The 15,234-nt window shown below is 63.8% G+C and carries 14 protein-coding genes; 5 read left to right on the top strand and 9 right to left on the bottom strand.

The window, feature by feature from the left end; translation table 11 throughout:
- Positions 1 to 15 precede the first annotated feature (15 nt).
- Complete coding sequence (locus BM177_RS11855) at positions 16 to 519, bottom strand: disulfide bond formation protein B (protein ID WP_091682535.1); 504 nt, start codon at positions 517 to 519, stop codon at positions 16 to 18.
- A gap of 7 nt (positions 520 to 526) precedes the next feature.
- On the bottom strand, positions 527 to 1,108 hold the full coding sequence (locus BM177_RS11850; protein ID WP_091682534.1) for a YqaA family protein: 582 nt from the start codon (positions 1,106 to 1,108) through the stop codon (positions 527 to 529).
- A 335-nt stretch (positions 1,109 to 1,443) separates the two neighbouring features.
- On the opposite strand from BM177_RS11850, the gene BM177_RS11845 reads away from it, so the two are divergent.
- Complete coding sequence (locus BM177_RS11845) at positions 1,444 to 2,091, top strand: hypothetical protein (RefSeq protein WP_139223598.1); 648 nt, start codon at positions 1,444 to 1,446, stop codon at positions 2,089 to 2,091.
- 154 nt (positions 2,092 to 2,245) lie between these two features.
- On the opposite strand, the gene BM177_RS11840 is transcribed toward BM177_RS11845, so the two are convergent.
- Both BM177_RS11840 and ubiG read right to left on the bottom strand, forming a co-directional pair.
- Positions 2,246 to 3,706 carry an NAD-dependent succinate-semialdehyde dehydrogenase gene (locus tag BM177_RS11840; RefSeq protein WP_091682532.1) on the bottom strand — a complete coding sequence of 487 codons (1,461 nt, stop codon included), beginning with the start codon at positions 3,704 to 3,706 and terminating at the stop codon, positions 2,246 to 2,248.
- Positions 3,703 to 4,479 carry a bifunctional 2-polyprenyl-6-hydroxyphenol methylase/3-demethylubiquinol 3-O-methyltransferase UbiG gene (gene ubiG, locus BM177_RS11835; protein ID WP_091682531.1) on the bottom strand — a complete coding sequence of 259 codons (777 nt, stop codon included), beginning with the start codon at positions 4,477 to 4,479 and terminating at the stop codon, positions 3,703 to 3,705. Before ubiG ends, BM177_RS11840 begins: the two co-directional genes overlap by 4 nt.
- A 176-nt stretch (positions 4,480 to 4,655) precedes the next feature.
- On the opposite strand from ubiG, the gene BM177_RS11830 reads away from it, so the two are divergent.
- The 4 genes from BM177_RS11830 (at position 4,656) to BM177_RS11815 (ending at position 10,144) form a co-directional block, all read left to right on the top strand.
- Complete coding sequence (locus BM177_RS11830; RefSeq protein ID WP_091682529.1) at positions 4,656 to 5,894, top strand: aspartate kinase; 1,239 nt, start codon at positions 4,656 to 4,658, stop codon at positions 5,892 to 5,894.
- Positions 5,895 to 6,152: 258 nt separating this feature from the next.
- Positions 6,153 to 8,417, top strand: coding sequence for a phosphoenolpyruvate--protein phosphotransferase (gene ptsP, locus BM177_RS11825; protein ID WP_091682638.1), 2,265 nt, complete (start codon positions 6,153 to 6,155; stop codon positions 8,415 to 8,417).
- A gap of 210 nt (positions 8,418 to 8,627) precedes the next feature.
- The gene (gene prfA / locus BM177_RS11820) at positions 8,628 to 9,707 is read left to right on the top strand and encodes a peptide chain release factor 1 (RefSeq protein ID WP_091682636.1); all 1,080 of its coding nucleotides are present in this window, start codon (positions 8,628 to 8,630) and stop codon (positions 9,705 to 9,707) included.
- Entirely contained in the window at positions 9,707 to 10,144 is a 438-nt protein-coding gene (locus tag BM177_RS11815; RefSeq protein WP_091682526.1) for an EamA family transporter, read from the top strand. The genes prfA and BM177_RS11815 overlap by 1 nt, the downstream gene beginning before the upstream one ends.
- Before the next feature lie 45 nt (positions 10,145 to 10,189).
- Here the strand turns inward: BM177_RS11815 and BM177_RS11810 are convergent, their stop codons facing one another.
- The 5 genes from BM177_RS11810 to BM177_RS11790 all read right to left on the bottom strand — a co-directional run bounded on the left by BM177_RS11810 (position 10,190) and on the right by BM177_RS11790 (position 15,136).
- A complete protein-coding gene (locus BM177_RS11810) occupies positions 10,190 to 11,059 on the bottom strand; it encodes a sterol desaturase family protein (protein ID WP_091682524.1) in 870 nt (289 codons plus the stop codon).
- Positions 11,060 to 11,192: 133 nt separating this feature from the next.
- A complete protein-coding gene (locus BM177_RS11805; RefSeq protein ID WP_091682521.1) occupies positions 11,193 to 11,465 on the bottom strand; it encodes a hypothetical protein in 273 nt (90 codons plus the stop codon).
- Positions 11,466 to 11,673: 208 nt separating this feature from the next.
- Entirely contained in the window at positions 11,674 to 13,104 is a 1,431-nt protein-coding gene (locus BM177_RS11800) for a homospermidine synthase (RefSeq protein WP_091682519.1), read from the bottom strand.
- A 158-nt stretch (positions 13,105 to 13,262) separates the two neighbouring features.
- Complete coding sequence (locus tag BM177_RS11795) at positions 13,263 to 13,850, bottom strand: GNAT family N-acetyltransferase (protein ID WP_091682516.1); 588 nt, start codon at positions 13,848 to 13,850, stop codon at positions 13,263 to 13,265.
- A 155-nt stretch (positions 13,851 to 14,005) separates the two neighbouring features.
- Complete coding sequence (locus tag BM177_RS11790; RefSeq protein WP_091682633.1) at positions 14,006 to 15,136, bottom strand: type III PLP-dependent enzyme; 1,131 nt, start codon at positions 15,134 to 15,136, stop codon at positions 14,006 to 14,008.
- Positions 15,137 to 15,234 lie beyond the last annotated feature (98 nt).

Raw genomic sequence — 15,234 nt, 5'->3', positions numbered from 1 at the left:
AATCTCTGCGCGAACCTATGAAAACAAACGTTTATCGGCGCACGCGCCCACTCCGGCCGCGGCGAGGCCCGCCAGCGCGACGGAAATCACCGCATTCCAGGCGGCGAGGGAAAGCCCGAAAATCCGGATGGCGACGGCGTCGCAGCGCACCGCTTTGAAGGTTTGCAATCGGGTCAGGAAATCATTGACCGATTGGGTGTGGTCAAGCGGCCCGGTGCAGTCTTTCGGACCCGGCCAGAAGCCCCATTCGACGCCTGCATGGTAGCCCCCGAAGATCGCGCTGGCGGCGAAGATCAGGCCGATGAACCCGAACGCCGCGGGCAATAAAGCCGTTGATCGATTTAACGCCAGCAGACAGGCGGCGCCGGCGAGGGCGATCCCGACATAATAGGGAATCCGTTCCTTCAGGCAAAGCTCGCAAGGCGCGAAACCCAGGACCTGAAGGGTCCAGGCCGAGGCGATGGAACCCGAGGCGATCAGTAGAATGGCGAGGGCGATGCGAAATGGGGTCAACGGCATGTCGCGATCAAATCACGCGGGTCGCAATCCAGAAACCCACAATTATGATGGCGAGGAGCCCCGCCAGGAACCAGCCGAAATATTTATCGAGCAGGGCGTTGATCGGCTCGCCGAAATGCTTGAGCAGGAGGGCGAGTAGAAAAAACCGCGCCCCGCGCGTGATCAGGCACAAAACGACGAAAATCGGCAAGCTGTATGACAGAAGTCCGCTCGTGATCGTCACGATCTTGAACGGGATCGGGGTCAGTCCCTTGAGGAGGATCACCGCCCAGCCCCAATGCGCATAGAGCGTCTTGACCTCTTCGACGCGCGCGCCGTAGCCGTAAAGATTGATCAGCCACTTTCCGACGGTCTCGAACAGCAGCGCTCCGATGGCGTAGCCGAGAAGCGCGCCGGCGACGGAGCCGATCGTGCAGATCAAGGCGTAGGCCCAGGCCTGTTTCGGCTTCGCCAGCGACATCGGGACGAGGATCGTGTCCGGCGGGATCGGGAAGAACGAACTCTCCGCGAAGGCGATCACGCCCAGCGTCCAGGGCGCATGCGGGCTTTCCGCAAGGCGAAGCGTCCATTGATAAAGCCGTTGAAACATATTCTCGCCGGGGAAGCGCCGCCAGGATCAGGGAAGAGCGGCAGGAGGAACAAGTCGCTGAGATGTATCGCCTTTGCGGATCCAAGTCCATAAGATCCCGGCAAAGCTTAGGCCCCCCGGCGGCTGGCTTGACGATTGGAGATCCGCGACAAGTTCGTGCTATGAGGATTCGCAAGCGGCCCTGCTGCGCTGCGGCGAGAAGTTCTGTCGGCAGGCGCTGCTTAGAAGACGCGTGGAAACGCGTTTGTGAAATTGCAAAGTCGCGTGTGAAATTGCAGAGACGTGTGTGAAATTGAAAGACGACCGTGAAATTACTCGGGATCGGATTCAGCGTGATGCTCAGCCTTAGCGGTTCGGCGGTTTTGGGCGACGCCGTGACCCGGAGCGGAAAAGGCTGGCCGGACACGCTTCAGGCGCGCGGGCAGGCGCAGGCTTTGCTCGAGTCTCTCAACACGGGCCTCCTCAGCGCGTCGACGGCGACGGCGTTCCTCGACCAATGGTGCGCCGACCATAAGTTCCCCGCCGCGGGCAAAATCGCGGCGCGGATCGTGTCCGGGCGCGACAGGCCCGTTTCCGACGAGCAGCGGCGGCGGCTCCAGATCGAATCCGGCGAGCCGGTCGCCTACCGCCATGTCGAACTTGTCTGCGGCGATCTGGTGCTCTCGGAAGCCGAGAACTGGTACGTCCCCTCGCGGCTCAGCCCGGAAATGAACCAAATACTCGCCACCACCGACACGCCGTTCGGCCGCGCCGTGCGAGATCTGAAGCCGCACCGGAAAACCTTTGCGGTAGAAATGTTCTGGACCCCGGCCGCCAAAGGCGCCGGCGACGGAACGAGCCCGCCCGAGCATCCCGACGCGCCGCTCGATATTCCCTGGCGGCTGTTCGAACACAGCGCCCTCGTCTTCAACGCCGACCAGACGCCGTTCAGCGAAGTCCACGAATTTTACACGAGCGAACTATTGCTTCTCGGCGCGCCATGAGCATCCGTCGGGACTGCCCCTCACGGGCGTCTCGTCGGCGCGCAAGATTATCGACAAGACGCCGCCGAGCGATGAGCTGCTGAAGGACGCCTGGAGCCGCAGCGGGGGATGCCGGTTTAAGGCTGGCCACTGAGGACCGGCGACGTCGCCGCGTTCAGCCTTCCAGCCCCCCGAGGCGCACATATTTCAGCTCGAGATAGTCCTCGATCCCGTAGCGGGAGCCTTCGCGTCCGATCCCCGATTGCTTGATTCCGCCGAAGGGCGCCTCGACCATCGAGAGAAATCCTTCGTTGACGGCGACCATGCCAGCCTCGATGGCGCGCGCGACCCGGAAGACCCGGCCAAGATCGCGGGCGTAAAAATAGGAGGCGAGGCCGAACTCGCTGGCATTGGCGAGCGCGATCGCCTCCTCCTCCGTCTCGAACCGGACGAGCGGCGCGACGGGACCGAAGATCTCCTCGGACAGAAGTTGCGCCCCGGACGGGACGTCGCCCAGAACCGTCGGTTCGTAGAATGTTCCGCCGCGCGAATGGCGGGCGCCGCCAAGCAACACCCTCGCGCCCCTCGCCCTGGCGTCCGCGACGAGCGCCTCGACCTTCGACAGCGCCTTGAGCGAAATCAGCGGCCCCTGCTCGACGCCGGGCTCGAACGCGCCCCCGACCTTGAGCGCGGCGGCGGCCTTGACGAGCCTCGCGGCGAAATCGTCATAGACCACGCTCTGGACATAAAACCGGTTGGCGCAGACGCAGGTCTGGCCGGAATTGCGGTATTTCGAGGCGATCGCGCCTGCGACGGCGGCGTCGAGGTCGGCGTCGTCGAACACGATGAACGGAGCATTGCCGCCAAGCTCCAGCGACAGCTTTTTGATCGTCCCGGCGCTGTCGCGCATGATCAGGCGGCCGACGGCGGTCGATCCGGTGAACGAGATCTTGCGCACCAGGGGATGGCGTGTGAACGCCGAGCCGATCTCCTGCGCCCGCGTCGAGGGAAGGATGTTCAGAACGCCTTGCGGCAGGCCCGCCTCCTGCGCCAGAACCCCAAGGGCGAGCGCGGAAAGCGGCGTCTCCGCGGCGGGCTTGACGAGAACAGCGCAGCCCGCCGCGAGCGCCGGGGCGACCTTTCGCGCGATCATCGCATTGGGAAAATTCCACGGGGTGATCGCCGCGACGACGCCGACCGGCTCCTTCAGAACCAGGATTTCGCGGCCCTTGGAGGGCGATGCGACGATGTCGCCCTCGATCCGGCGCGCCTCTTCAGCGAACCATTCGACAAAGGACGCGCCATAGGCGATCTCGCTCCTCGCCTCGGCGAGCGGCTTGCCCTGCTCGCGCGCGAGGAGCGCCGCGAGGTCCTCGGCATGGAGCGCGATCAGATCGAACCATCGCCGCAAGACGCGCCCGCGCTCAAGGGGAGTGACGCCGCGCCACGAGAGGAACGCCCGATGCGCCGCCGCGACGGCGCCTTCCGCGTCGTCCGGCGTACAGTCCGCTACCATTGCGATCAGAGCGCCATCGGCTGGATCATGGACCTCGAACGCGCGTCCGTCCGAGGCGTCGACCCATCGACCGCCGATGAAGGCCTGCGAACGGAAAAGCCTCGAACCGGCGGCGGTCACGCGTCCGGCCGGTCCGCCGCGATCATGTAATTGACGTCCATGTCGGGTCCAAGCCGCCACTCGCGCGCGAAGGGATCGTAGATGACGCCTGTCTCGTCGCGAACGTGGAGGCCCGCGCCGCGAAGGGCCCTTGCGAGTTCGAGCGGGGTCACGAACTGGCTCCAGCTGTGCGTCCCGGCCGGAACCCAGCGCAGGACATATTCGGCGCCGACGATGGCGAAAGCGAAGCTTTTCAGCGTCCTGTTGAGCGTTGCCGCGACGAGAAGGCCGCCCGGACGCACCATCGCCGCGGCGTGGCGCAAGAAACCTTGAACGTCGCGCACATGCTCGATGACCTCCATCGCGAGAACCGCGTCGAAGGTATGATCCTCGGCGCCGAGCTGCTCGGCCGTTACGTTGCGGTAATCGATTGACAGTCCGGCGCGCTGCGCATGGGCCCGGGCGACTTCGATATTCCGTTTCGCGGGATCGATCGAGGTCATTTCAGCGCCCAGCCGGGCGAGCGGCTCCGACAAGATCCCGCCGCCGCAGCCGACGTCGAGGATCTTCAGCCCTTCGAGCGGGCGCGCCGCTTCCGGGTCGCGCGGAGCTCCAGCCAGTTTGAAATGGCGGCTCAAAAGGCCGGTCAGATAATCGACGCGGACCGGATTGAACCTGTGCAGCGCCGCCATGGGCCCCTTTTCATCCCACCATTGCGCGCCGATGCGGTCAAATCGCGCGACATCCTCGGGATCCACTGTCGAATCGCGACGAATTTTTTCCTGTTGCGTCATGGCTGATGTCCGTTGACTTGCGATTTTGCCGTTTGCGTGTATATGCGCCGCTTCGGACGCTTATCCAACGGGAGAAGCGGAAAGGAAAGCCGCTGCGGCCCCGGCGCCCGTCTGAAAGATGGCGACGCTCGGGTTGATGAGGTTAAATCGTCAACAAGGGAGTTGGTTTCCGACCTATGCCGCGTCTTGTCATGAAGTTCGGCGGCACCTCGGTCGCAAACATCGAACGCATCCGCAATGTCGCGCGTCATGTCGAGCGCGAGCGCGCCGCTGGCGCGGATATCGCCGTCGTCGTCTCCGCCATGGCCGGCAAGACCAATGAACTGGTGGGATGGTGCGACGAGGCGGCCAAAAACTGCGACCGGCGCGAATACGACGCCGTGATCTCGTCGGGCGAACAGGTCACCGCCGGCCTGCTTGCGATCGTCCTGCAAGGCATGGGCATTCCCGCAAGATCCTGGCAGGGCTGGCAAATACCGATTTTGACCTCCAACGCGCACGGGACCGCCCGGATCGAGCACGTCGCCGACGCGGCGATCCTCGAGGGGTTTTCGAAGCGCGGCGAGGTCGCCGTGATCGCCGGATTTCAGGGGCTCTGCAAGGAAACCGGGCGGATCGCGACGCTCGGGCGCGGCGGTTCCGACACCAGCGCCGTCGCCGTCGCGGCGGCCGTCGGCGCGGACCGATGCGATATTTATACGGATGTCGACGGGGTCTACACCACCGATCCGAGAATCGTCCCCAAGGCGCGGCGGCTCGACCGCGTCGCGTTCGAGGAAATGCTGGAAATGGCCTCCCTGGGGGCCAAGGTGCTGCACGTGCGCTCGGTCGAGTTCGCCATGATCCACAAGGTCAAGACTTTCGTGCGATCTTCTTTCGACGATCCCGCCAACCCGCGGCAAGGCACCCTGATTTGCGATGAGGAGGATATCGTGGAGAGCCAGATCGTCACCGGAATTGCCTTTTCAAGGGACGAGGCGCAGATCACCCTTCGCCAGGTCGCAGATCACCCGGGCGTGGCGGCGGCGATCTTCATGCCTCTCGCCGAGGCTGGCGTGAACGTGGACATGATCATCCAGGTCGCGTCCGAGGATTCCGGGACGACGGACATGACCTTCACGGTCTCGGCGGCGGATTTCGACCGAACAAGAGCGATCCTTGAAAAAGTGAAATCGCAGATCGGCTTCGAAAGCCTGCATGGCGCGACCGACGTGGTGAAGATATCGGCGATCGGCGTCGGCATGCGCAGCCACCCCGGCGTCGCCGCGCGGGCCTTCAAGGCGCTGGCGGAAAAAGGGATCAATATCCGGGCGATCACCACCTCGGAGATCAAATTCTCGGTTTTGATCGAGGCGGCTTATACGGAGCTGGCGGTCCGGACCCTCCATTCGCTCTACGGCCTCGACAAGGCCTGACGCCGCGAAATCGTCGCCTTCGCTGTTTAGACACGGCTTCTCGGCCCGTTTTCCGCTCTTGCGCCAGAACATGGCGCGCTCGCGCGGTAAAACGCGAGGAAACCGCTTGCGCGCCCTTGCGGTCCAGAGTTTGCACTGGTTAAACGGGCGGACGGCGAGAAAGAACAGATGCCATCGGCCACGCAGCGCGATCCAATGGACCATCTTGGCTTGCCGATGAACGACACCGAGGCTCTCAAGCCTGAACAGGAAACGCCTATGTACGGCGCGCTTGGCGGCCCCCGCCTGCTGCTCCGCCGGCTCCGCGAAGTCATGGCGGAACCGGTCAGCCCACAGGCTCGTCTGGACAAGATCGTCGTTCACATCGCGGCGAACATGGTCGCCGAGGTTTGTTCGGTCTATGTTCTGCGCGCCGACGGCTGGCTGGAGCTCTACGCCACGGAAGGCCTGAACCGCGAAGCCGTGCATTTGACCATGCTGCGGACCGGAGAAGGGCTTGTCGGACGCATCGCCGAGACGGCCGAACCGCTCGCGTTGATCGACGCCCAGCGGCATCCCTCGTTCCTGTACCGGCCGGAAACGGGCGAAGAAATCTTCTCCTCGTTCCTTGGCGTGCCGATCCTGCGCGGCGGCAATACGCTTGGCGTGCTCGTCGTGCAGAACAAGGTGCGGCGAATCTATTCCGAGGAAGAGGTCGAGGCGCTGCAGACGACCTCGATGCTGCTCGCCGAAATGATCGCCTCGGGCGAACTGCAATCGCTGGTCCTTCCGGGCATCGACATCGCCTTGCGCCGGCCCCTCGCCCTCAAGGGAACCGCGATCGCCGAGGGCGTCGGGCTCGGCCATGTCGTGCTACATGAGCCGCGCATCATCATCAAGCAGCTGATCGCCGAAGACATCAGCGTCGAGATGGCGCGGCTGGAAAAAGCGATCGGCGCCATGCGCGATTCGATCGATACGCTGATCGAAAGCCGCAATATGGGCCCGGGCGAGCATCGCGACGTTCTTGAGACGTTCCGGATGTTCGCGCATGACCGCGGCTGGATGCGCCGCCTGCGCGAAGCCGTGACCACGGGCCTCACCGCCGAGGCCGCGGTCGAACGCGTGCAAAACGACGCCCGCGCGAAACTGCAGCGGCGCACCGAACCGTTCATGCGCGAGCGTCTTCACGATCTCGACGATCTGGCCAACAGGCTGCTGCATCAGCTCACCGGCCAGAGTCTCGTCGTGCATCACGAGGATCTGCCCGAGAATGCGATCATCGTCGCGCGCAACATGGGACCGGCCGCGCTGCTGGAATATGACCGCTCGAAGATTCGCGGCCTCGTTCTCGAGGACGGCGGTCTTGGCAGCCATGTCGCGATCGTCGCCCGAGCGCTGGGCATCGCCGCCGTCGGCGAGGTCGAGAACATCATCGATTTCGTGGAGCCCGGCGACGCCGTGATCGTCGACGGCGTCGCGGGCGACGTCCATGTCCGGCCGCCGCCGGACATCCAGAACTCCTACGCCGAAAAGGCCCGCCTGCGCGCCCGCCGGCAGGAGCAGTACCACCGGCTGCGCGATGTGCCCGCCGTCTCGATGGACGGCGTCGCGATTGACCTTCACATGAACGCCGGGCTTCTCGTCGACCTGCAGCATGTCGCCGAGACCGGCGCGGTCTCGGTCGGGCTGTTCCGGACCGAGCTTCAGTTCATGCTGGCCTCACGTTTCCCAAAACTGGAGGAGCAGGAGAGACTTTACCGGAGCGCCATCGAAGCTGTGGGGGGCCGGGAGATCACGTTCCGCACCCTCGACATAGGTTCGGACAAAATCCTGCCCTACATGACCAAGATCGAGGAGGAAAATCCCGCGCTCGGCTGGCGGGCGATCCGGATCGGCCTCGACCGCCCTGGACTGCTGCGCACGCAATTGCGCGCGCTCCTTCGCGCAGGAGCGGGGCGGGTCATGCGCATCATGTTCCCCATGATCTCGACGCTGGAGGAATATGAGTCCGCCAAAGCGCTCGTGGACCGCGAGCTCGCCCATATGCTGCGCCACAACCGGCAGCCGCCCGCCGAGTTAAAGCTTGGCGTCATGATCGAGGTTCCCTCCATGCTGTGGCAGCTCGACGAGGTCTGCCAGCGCGTCGATTTTCTCTCGGTCGGGTCGAACGATCTCATCCAGTATCTTTACGCCGCCGACCGCGACAACAAGCGGGTCGCGTCGCGATTTGACGCTCTGTCGCCGCCGGTGTTGCGCGCGTTGAAATTCATCGCCGACAAGGCGAACGCCGCGGGCACACCCTTGGCGCTCTGCGGCGAAATCGGCGGCAAGCCGCTCGAGGCCATGGCGCTGATGGCGCTTGGATATCGCGCCCTTTCGATGTCCGCGGCCTCCATAGGTCCGGTCAAGGCGATGCTCCTCGCCACCGATCTCGGCAAGGCGGAGGCGTTCGTTTTGAGCCTCATGGACGAACTGACCGGCGGCCATTCGCTGCGCGAGCGGCTGCGCCAGTTCGCGGAAGCGCACGACATCCCTGTCTAGAGCGCTTTCCGATCGCATGAAGTCATGCGATCGATCAGAAATCGCTCCAGAGTCAAAAGCTTGAGCATATTCTTCTCGATTGGATTGATTCAATCCGATCGGAATATGCTCCAGCGCAACCGGGCGAGGCCAAAAAACCGGCCAATGTCGCGCCAGACATGCTACTTGGTGCGGTTCGCCTTTCAGGAACCTGTTTCAGAACCGCCAGCCATGTTGCCGCAAGACAAACTCGACCTCATCCTGCGCCGTCACGAGGAAATCTCGTCCCGCCTGACCGAGGCGCCTGCCCCTGCCGTCTTCGTCGCCCTGTCGCGCGAACTCGCGACCCTCGACGACGTCGCCTCAGCCATCCGCGGCCATCGCGCCCAGACCAGCGAGGTCGAAGGGCTTCATGCCATGCTGGCCGATTCCGCGCTCGACGCGGAGATGCGCGGCCTCGCCGAAGACGAATTGCGCGCGGCGCAGGCGCGGCTGGCGGAGCTTGAGCAGGAGCTGAAGATCGCGCTTCTGCCGAAGGACGCGGCCGACGAGAAAAACGCCATCCTCGAAGTGCGCGCGGGAACCGGCGGCGACGAGGCCGCGCTGTTCGCCGGCGATCTCTTCCGCATGTATCAGCGCTATGCCGAACTCAAGGGCTGGAAGGTGGAGATCCTCTCGGCGAGCGAGGGAACCGCGGGGGGGTTCAAGGAAATCATCGCCGAAATCGCCGGACGCGGCGTGTTCGCACGGCTCAAGTTCGAGTCGGGAACCCATCGGGTGCAGCGCGTGCCGGACACGGAGACGCAGGGACGGATTCACACGTCCGCCGCGACCGTCGCGGTTCTGCCGCAAGCCGAAGAGGTCGATGTCGACATCAACGAGGCGGACCTGAAGATCGACACGATGCGGGCGCAGGGCGCCGGCGGCCAGCATGTCAACAAGACCGAATCGGCGATCCGGATCACCCACATCCCGACCGGCACCATCATCTTCGTCCAGGACGAACGTTCGCAGCACAAGAACCGCGCCCGCGCCATGTCTCTGCTCCGCTCGCGAATCTACGACGCTGAGCGGCAGAAACTCGACGCCGAACGCGCCGCGGACCGGCGCTCCCAGGTTGGCTCCGGCGATCGTTCGGAACGCATCCGCACCTACAATTTTCCGCAAGGCCGGCTGACCGACCACCGCATCAACCTCACGCTCTACAAACTCGAAAAGATCATCACTGGCGAAGCGCTCGATGAAGTGATCGACGCGCTGATCACCCACCATCAGGCCGAGCAGCTCGCCGCCAGCGAGGGCGGACAGTAATGAAGGACTGGGCGGCGTCCTGGCTGTTCTGGGCGCTGGCCTCGGCGAGTTTCGCCGCTTTGACCGCGATCTTCGCGAAAGTCGGCGTCGAGAAGGTCAATTCCGATTTCGCGATGTTCTTCCGCACGATCGTCATCGTGCTGGCGCTGGGCGGACTTCTCGCCGCGACGGAGCAGTTCCAGCCGTTGAACTCGATCGCGCCCCGGACCTATGTCTTTTTGATCCTCTCGGGGCTCGCGACGGGCGCGTCGTGGCTTTGCTATTTCCGGGCGCTGAAACTTGGCGACGCGGCGCGGGTCGCGCCGATCGACAAGCTCTCGACCGTCCTCGTCGCGATTTTCGCGGTCGCGTTTCTGGGCGAGCGTCTCTCGGCGCCGAACTGGCTCGGCGTCGGGCTGATCGGCGCCGGGGCCTTGCTGGTGGCTTACAAGGGTTAGCCGCCCGAACCAGTACGCTGATCCATCAGCGCTTGCGGACGGGCCTCAAGGTGGCCCCCACATACGGCTCCATCGCTCCCGCCAGGTTTGCGCGCGAACAACATCGAGGCCGAGCCGCCACAATTCCTCATACGCGACGACAAAGGGGTTGGCGGGCGCGGAGCGCGGTTTGGTCAAGCCATAGGCGATCTGGATGTCCGAGCGCTCGGACTGATAGGTGCCGAACAGATGATCCCAGATCAGCAGAACGCCGCCGAAATTCTTATCGAGATATTCCTTGTTGCTCGCATGGTGGACCCGATGCGCTGAAGGCGTGTTGAGAACCAGCTCCAGCCAGCCGACGCGCGGGGCGAGCTCGGTATGAACGAAAATCTGGTAGGTCAGGCTGGCCGAGGCCATTCCGAAGACCCATTGGGGTGCAAAACCGATCCAGACCAGCGGCAGGTAGAACAGGAACACGCCGGACAGGATCGGCGTCCAGGCGAGCCGAAACGCCGCCGTCAGAACCATGCGTTCGACGCTGTGGTGCACGCTGTGCGACGCCCACATGAAACGCACCGTATGCGAAAAGCGATGCTCCCAATAGAAAGCGAAATCGGTCAGCACAAAAAGAGCCAGCAGCGCCGGGATGTCGCTGAAGGAAACGTCGATCGTGAAAATGCGGAAATGGTAAATCGTCGCGGCGAAGAGTCCGAGGATCAGACCATTCGCCAGCGCCTGAGCGAGAGCATGTCCGATGGCGATCGCCGCCGAAACGAGGCTGCCTTTCCAGGGATAGTGGCCGCCTCGCGTCTGGATGACCAGAATTTCGGCGAGAATGGCGACAAGGATGAGCGGGAGGACGGCGCCCACGACGCGGTTCGGAGCCCAGTCGAGAAGCCGTTCAAGCTGCGTAAAACTGAGATCTAGCTCCATGATGTCTTTTTAAACATGATGTCTTTTGAAAAAGTGATCGCGTTGAATATCGCGTTATAAATAGAGTGATCGCGCAAATCGTCCCGCGCCGCCTGGCCTCGAGGAGACGACCAGATCGCGGCGAAATGTGTGCTTAATGTCTTAACAATTTAAGGCAGGCCCCGGCGGCCTCCGCCGCGGGTTTTGCTCCAGCGCGGTCGAGAGTCCCCGACATCACCATTGCGCGCGTCACGCTCCTGACAATGTCACGCACATCGACGCCAGGCGAGATCCGCGCGACGGTCGCGCGATAAATCGCAGATGAATCTGAAGTCAGGCTGGCGGCGCAGGCGTCCGCGGCCTGCCGGTCCGCGAAAGCCGCCGATGGCGCAAGGAGGAGAAGGATGGCGATGCAGGCGGACTTCATGAGCTCCCCTTGGACCAGATCGATCGCTTGAATTCATGCGATCGATCATAAATCGCTCCAGTTTCAAAACCGATCAGATCGATTCAATCCGATCGGAATATGCTCTGGCGATTGCTCCACGATGGGCTTCAAACGCGCGCAACGTAACAGCGAGTTTGCCGGCTCCGCGCGCGCAATTGCTTCGCGCAAAGCGGGGCCGGCCGGGCGCTTATCGCACGATCACGTTCTTGAACTGCCACGGGCTTTCCGTGTCGATGTCCTCGGGAAACAGAACCCCGCGATCCTTGATCGGGGTCCAGTCGGTGTATTGCCCGATGACCGGCCCGAGATAGGGCGACTGAACCTCGAGGCAGCGGCGGAAATCGACCTCGTCGGCTTCGACGATGCCCGCCTGAGGATTCTCGAGCGCCCACACCATGCCGGCGAGCACGGCGGAGGTCACCTGCAGCCCGGTGGCGTTCTGGTAGGGCGCGATCCGCCGGGTTTCCTCTATGGAGAGCTGCGATCCATACCAATAGGCATTCTTCGCATGGCCGTAGAGCAGAACGCCGAGTTCGTCGATTCCGTCGATGATCTCGTCCTCCTCCAGAATGTGGTTGCGTTCCTGCGGACGCCATTGCGCCCCGGCCATTTCCTCGAGCGAAAGAACCGCGTCGTCGGCTGGCCGATAGGCGTAGTGGCAGGTCGGCCGGTAGACGACGTCATCGCCTTCGCGGAGGGTGAAATAGTCCGAGATCGAGATCGCCTCATTGTGGGTGATCAGCCAGCCGTGCTGGGCTTGCGCGGTCGGCGTCCAGGAGCGCACCCGCGTTCCGGCGCCCGGCCGCATCAGATAGATCGCGCAATCGGGACCGAAAGGATGGCGCTTGCCCTCGACGGGCATATGCTTTTCATGCGTGCCCCAGCCGAGTTCGGCGGGTTGCAGGCCTTCCGAGATGAAGCCTTCGACGGACCAGGTGTTGACGAACACGCCCATCGGCTTCGGTGATTTCGCGCGCTGGGTGTCGCGTTCGGCGATATGGATGCCCTTGACGCCGGTTTTATGCGCGAGCCGGGCCCAGTCTTCGCGGGTCGCCGGCGAGCCGGCGTCGATTCCGCAGTCGGTCGCGACATTGAGCAGCGCCTGTTTGACGAACCAGGACACCATGCCGGGATTGGCGCCGCAGCACGACACCGCGGTCGGCCCCGCTCCAAGCGCGCGTCGCAGATCGAGGACGCCTTCCCGCAGGGCGTAGTTGGAGCGCTCCGTCATGGTGAGGCGCGTATCGGTGTAGAACCCCAGCCACGGCTCCGCGACGGTGTCGATGTAGAGCGCGCCGATTTCATGGCAAAGGCGCATGATCGCGCTCGACGACACATCGACCGACAGATTGACGACGAACGCCTGCCCCGGCCCCTTGGTCAGCAGCGGCTTCAGCAATCCGACGAAATTCTCGCGCGTGACCGCCTGCTTGATGAAAGCGATCCCCCGCTCGTCGAGAAGCCGCCGGTCCTTGTCATTGGGATCGATGACGGTGAATCGCGACTTGTCGAACCTGAAATGGCGTTCGATGAGCGGCAGCACGCCGCGGCCGATCGAGCCGAAGCCGATCATCACGATCGGGCCGGATATTTCCCCATGAACGGGCCAGTTCGACATTCATTCACCTCCGAAACATAAACGCTTGGCGCCGCGGGCGGCGCGAAAAGACCGCCGCGCTCATAAAGGAGACCCGGCGAAGGGCAGCACGCCAGCAAATGACGCAGGTTTTATGACAGCGGCGGCGCAAGGCCGCGCGCTCATCCCGTGACGCCGGTTCAGGCCGCGCGGCGGAATTCGTTGAGGTCGATCGCGCCGGTCGGACGCACCAGACCTTTCGCTTGCGCCAGCGAGCCGGATCTGAGTTCGAGCCCGAGGAAGCGCGCCTCGTCCACCGGGCCGGGAAGCGACAGCTGTAACGTATGACGCCGCGAAAATCCAAACGCCTCGTAATAGGGCGCGTCGCCGACGAGCAGAACCGCGGAATGTCCGCCGACACAGGCGTGAAACAGGCTTTCCGCCATCAGCCTGCGGCCAATTCCGCGCGAGCGATGCGTCTGCGCCACGGCGATCGGCCCCAAAAGCAAGGCGGGGACATCGCCCGCCTCGATCGACCAAAGCCGCACGGTTCCGACGAGCGCGCCCGCGTCCTTCGCCGCAAAAGCAAGACCCCGCGCGGGCAAGCGTCCGCGCCGCAGGCGTTCCGCGGTCTTCCTGAAGCGGGACGCGCCAAAGGCCGCGTCGAGCAGGGCCTCGCGCGCGAAGACGTCGGAGGGCGCCTCGTCCAAAATCTCGATGGCGCGCTCGCCGAACCGTCCGCCGAAAACGGCGGCGCCGTTTGCGCCGTTGTTCAAAGTCAAGGTCATCTGAGCCTCCAACGGGAGCGACGCCGGGATGCGCGACGACCCTCGCACCAAGCGAAGGCTCGAATGAACGAGCTTCGCCCGCCGGCCGGGACAATCAGGGAAGGGGCATTGCCGGAGGGATGCGCCCTCCGGCCGCGGATTCCGGGCCGCGCGGCTCAGATCACGTAGGATTTGAGCGGCGGGAAGCCGTTGAATCCGACCGACGAATAGGTCGTCGTGTAGGCGCCGGTTCCCTCGATCAGCACTTTCGAACCGATCTCGAGACTCACGGGAAGGAAGTAAGGCTCCTTCTCGTAGAGGACGTCGACGCTGTCGCAGCTCGGGCCGGCCAGAACGCAAGGCTCCGTCGAATCGCCGTCGAAGGCGGTCCTGATCGGATAGCGGATCATCTCGTCCATCGTCTCGGCGAGGCCATTGAACTTGCCGATGTCCAGATAGACCCATTTCACCTTGTCGGCGTCGGCCTTCTTCGAGATCAAAACAACTTCGGCCTCGATGACGCCGGCGTTGCCGACCATGCCGCGGCCCGGTTCGATGATCGTTTCGGGAATCTGGTTGCCGAAGTGCTTATGAAGGGAACGCGTGATCGACTGCGCATAGGCTTTCACGGCCGGAACGTTCTTCAAATAGCGCGTCGGGAACCCGCCCCCGAGATTGACCATCTGCAACACGATTCCACGCTCTGCGAGGTCGCGGAAAATCGTCGCCGCCGTCTTCAGGGCGCCGTCCCACATGCCCGGATTGCGCTGTTGCGATCCGACATGAAACGACAGCCCGAAAGCGGTCAGTCCAAGCCGGTGGGCGTGTTCGAGAACCCGCGGCGCCATTTCGGGATCGCAGCCGAATTTGCGCGACAGCGGCCATTCGGCGCCGGCGCCGTCGCAAAGCAGACGGCAGAACACCCTGGAGCCGGGAGCGGCCCGGGCGATCTTCTCGACCTCGGCTTCGCAATCCACGGCAAACAGGCGCACGCCAAGCTGATAGGCGCGCAAAATGTCGCGCTCCTTCTTGATCGTGTTGCCGAAGCTGATGCGGTCCGCGCTCGCGCCGCTCGCCAGGACTTGCTCGATCTCGACGACGGACGCCGTGTCGAAGCACGAGCCGAGGCCGGCCAGCAGCTCCAGCACGTTCGGATCGGGATTCGCCTTGACCGCGTAGAATACGCGCGTGTCCGGCATCGCCCGGGAGAAGGACATGTAATTTTCGCGCACGACGTCAAGGTCGAGCACGAGGCAGGGGCCGTCTTCACGGCGATTGCGGAGAAACTCCAGGATACGATCGGTCATCGCGGCATCCCTTCGAAGGGCGCGTTTGACCGCGCCGGAACGAAAAAGCTTCGGGGTGATAGGCGATGCTGAAGGACCGCTCGCGCTGTGGATGCGCG

Origin of the sequence: Methylocapsa palsarum, assembly GCF_900114285.1 — a bacterium.
In the GTDB taxonomy this organism is placed as follows: domain Bacteria; phylum Pseudomonadota; class Alphaproteobacteria; order Rhizobiales; family Beijerinckiaceae; genus Methylocapsa; species Methylocapsa palsarum.
Note: the sequence above shows the minus strand (reverse complement) of the source record. Positions and strands in the feature narration are given on the sequence as shown.

Excerpts from the sequence above, each read along its gene's own strand:
- BM177_RS11855 (WP_091682535.1), bottom strand. The coding sequence starts at position 519 with ATGCCGTTGACCCCATTTCGCATCGCCCTCGCCATTCTACTGATCGCC.
- BM177_RS11850 (WP_091682534.1), bottom strand. The coding sequence starts at position 1,108 with ATGTTTCAACGGCTTTATCAATGGACGCTTCGCCTTGCGGAAAGCCCG.
- BM177_RS11845 (WP_139223598.1), top strand. The coding sequence starts at position 1,444 with ATGCTCAGCCTTAGCGGTTCGGCGGTTTTGGGCGACGCCGTGACCCGG.
- ubiG (WP_091682531.1), bottom strand. The coding sequence starts at position 4,479 with ATGACGCAACAGGAAAAAATTCGTCGCGATTCGACAGTGGATCCCGAG.
- BM177_RS11830 (WP_091682529.1), top strand. The coding sequence starts at position 4,656 with ATGCCGCGTCTTGTCATGAAGTTCGGCGGCACCTCGGTCGCAAACATC.
- ptsP (WP_091682638.1), top strand. The coding sequence starts at position 6,153 with ATGTACGGCGCGCTTGGCGGCCCCCGCCTGCTGCTCCGCCGGCTCCGC.
- prfA (WP_091682636.1), top strand. The coding sequence starts at position 8,628 with ATGTTGCCGCAAGACAAACTCGACCTCATCCTGCGCCGTCACGAGGAA.
- BM177_RS11815 (WP_091682526.1), top strand. The coding sequence starts at position 9,707 with ATGAAGGACTGGGCGGCGTCCTGGCTGTTCTGGGCGCTGGCCTCGGCG.
- BM177_RS11810 (WP_091682524.1), bottom strand. The coding sequence starts at position 11,059 with ATGGAGCTAGATCTCAGTTTTACGCAGCTTGAACGGCTTCTCGACTGG.
- BM177_RS11805 (WP_091682521.1), bottom strand. The coding sequence starts at position 11,465 with ATGAAGTCCGCCTGCATCGCCATCCTTCTCCTCCTTGCGCCATCGGCG.
- BM177_RS11800 (WP_091682519.1), bottom strand. The coding sequence starts at position 13,104 with ATGTCGAACTGGCCCGTTCATGGGGAAATATCCGGCCCGATCGTGATG.
- BM177_RS11795 (WP_091682516.1), bottom strand. The coding sequence starts at position 13,850 with ATGACCTTGACTTTGAACAACGGCGCAAACGGCGCCGCCGTTTTCGGC.
- BM177_RS11790 (WP_091682633.1), bottom strand. The coding sequence starts at position 15,136 with ATGACCGATCGTATCCTGGAGTTTCTCCGCAATCGCCGTGAAGACGGC.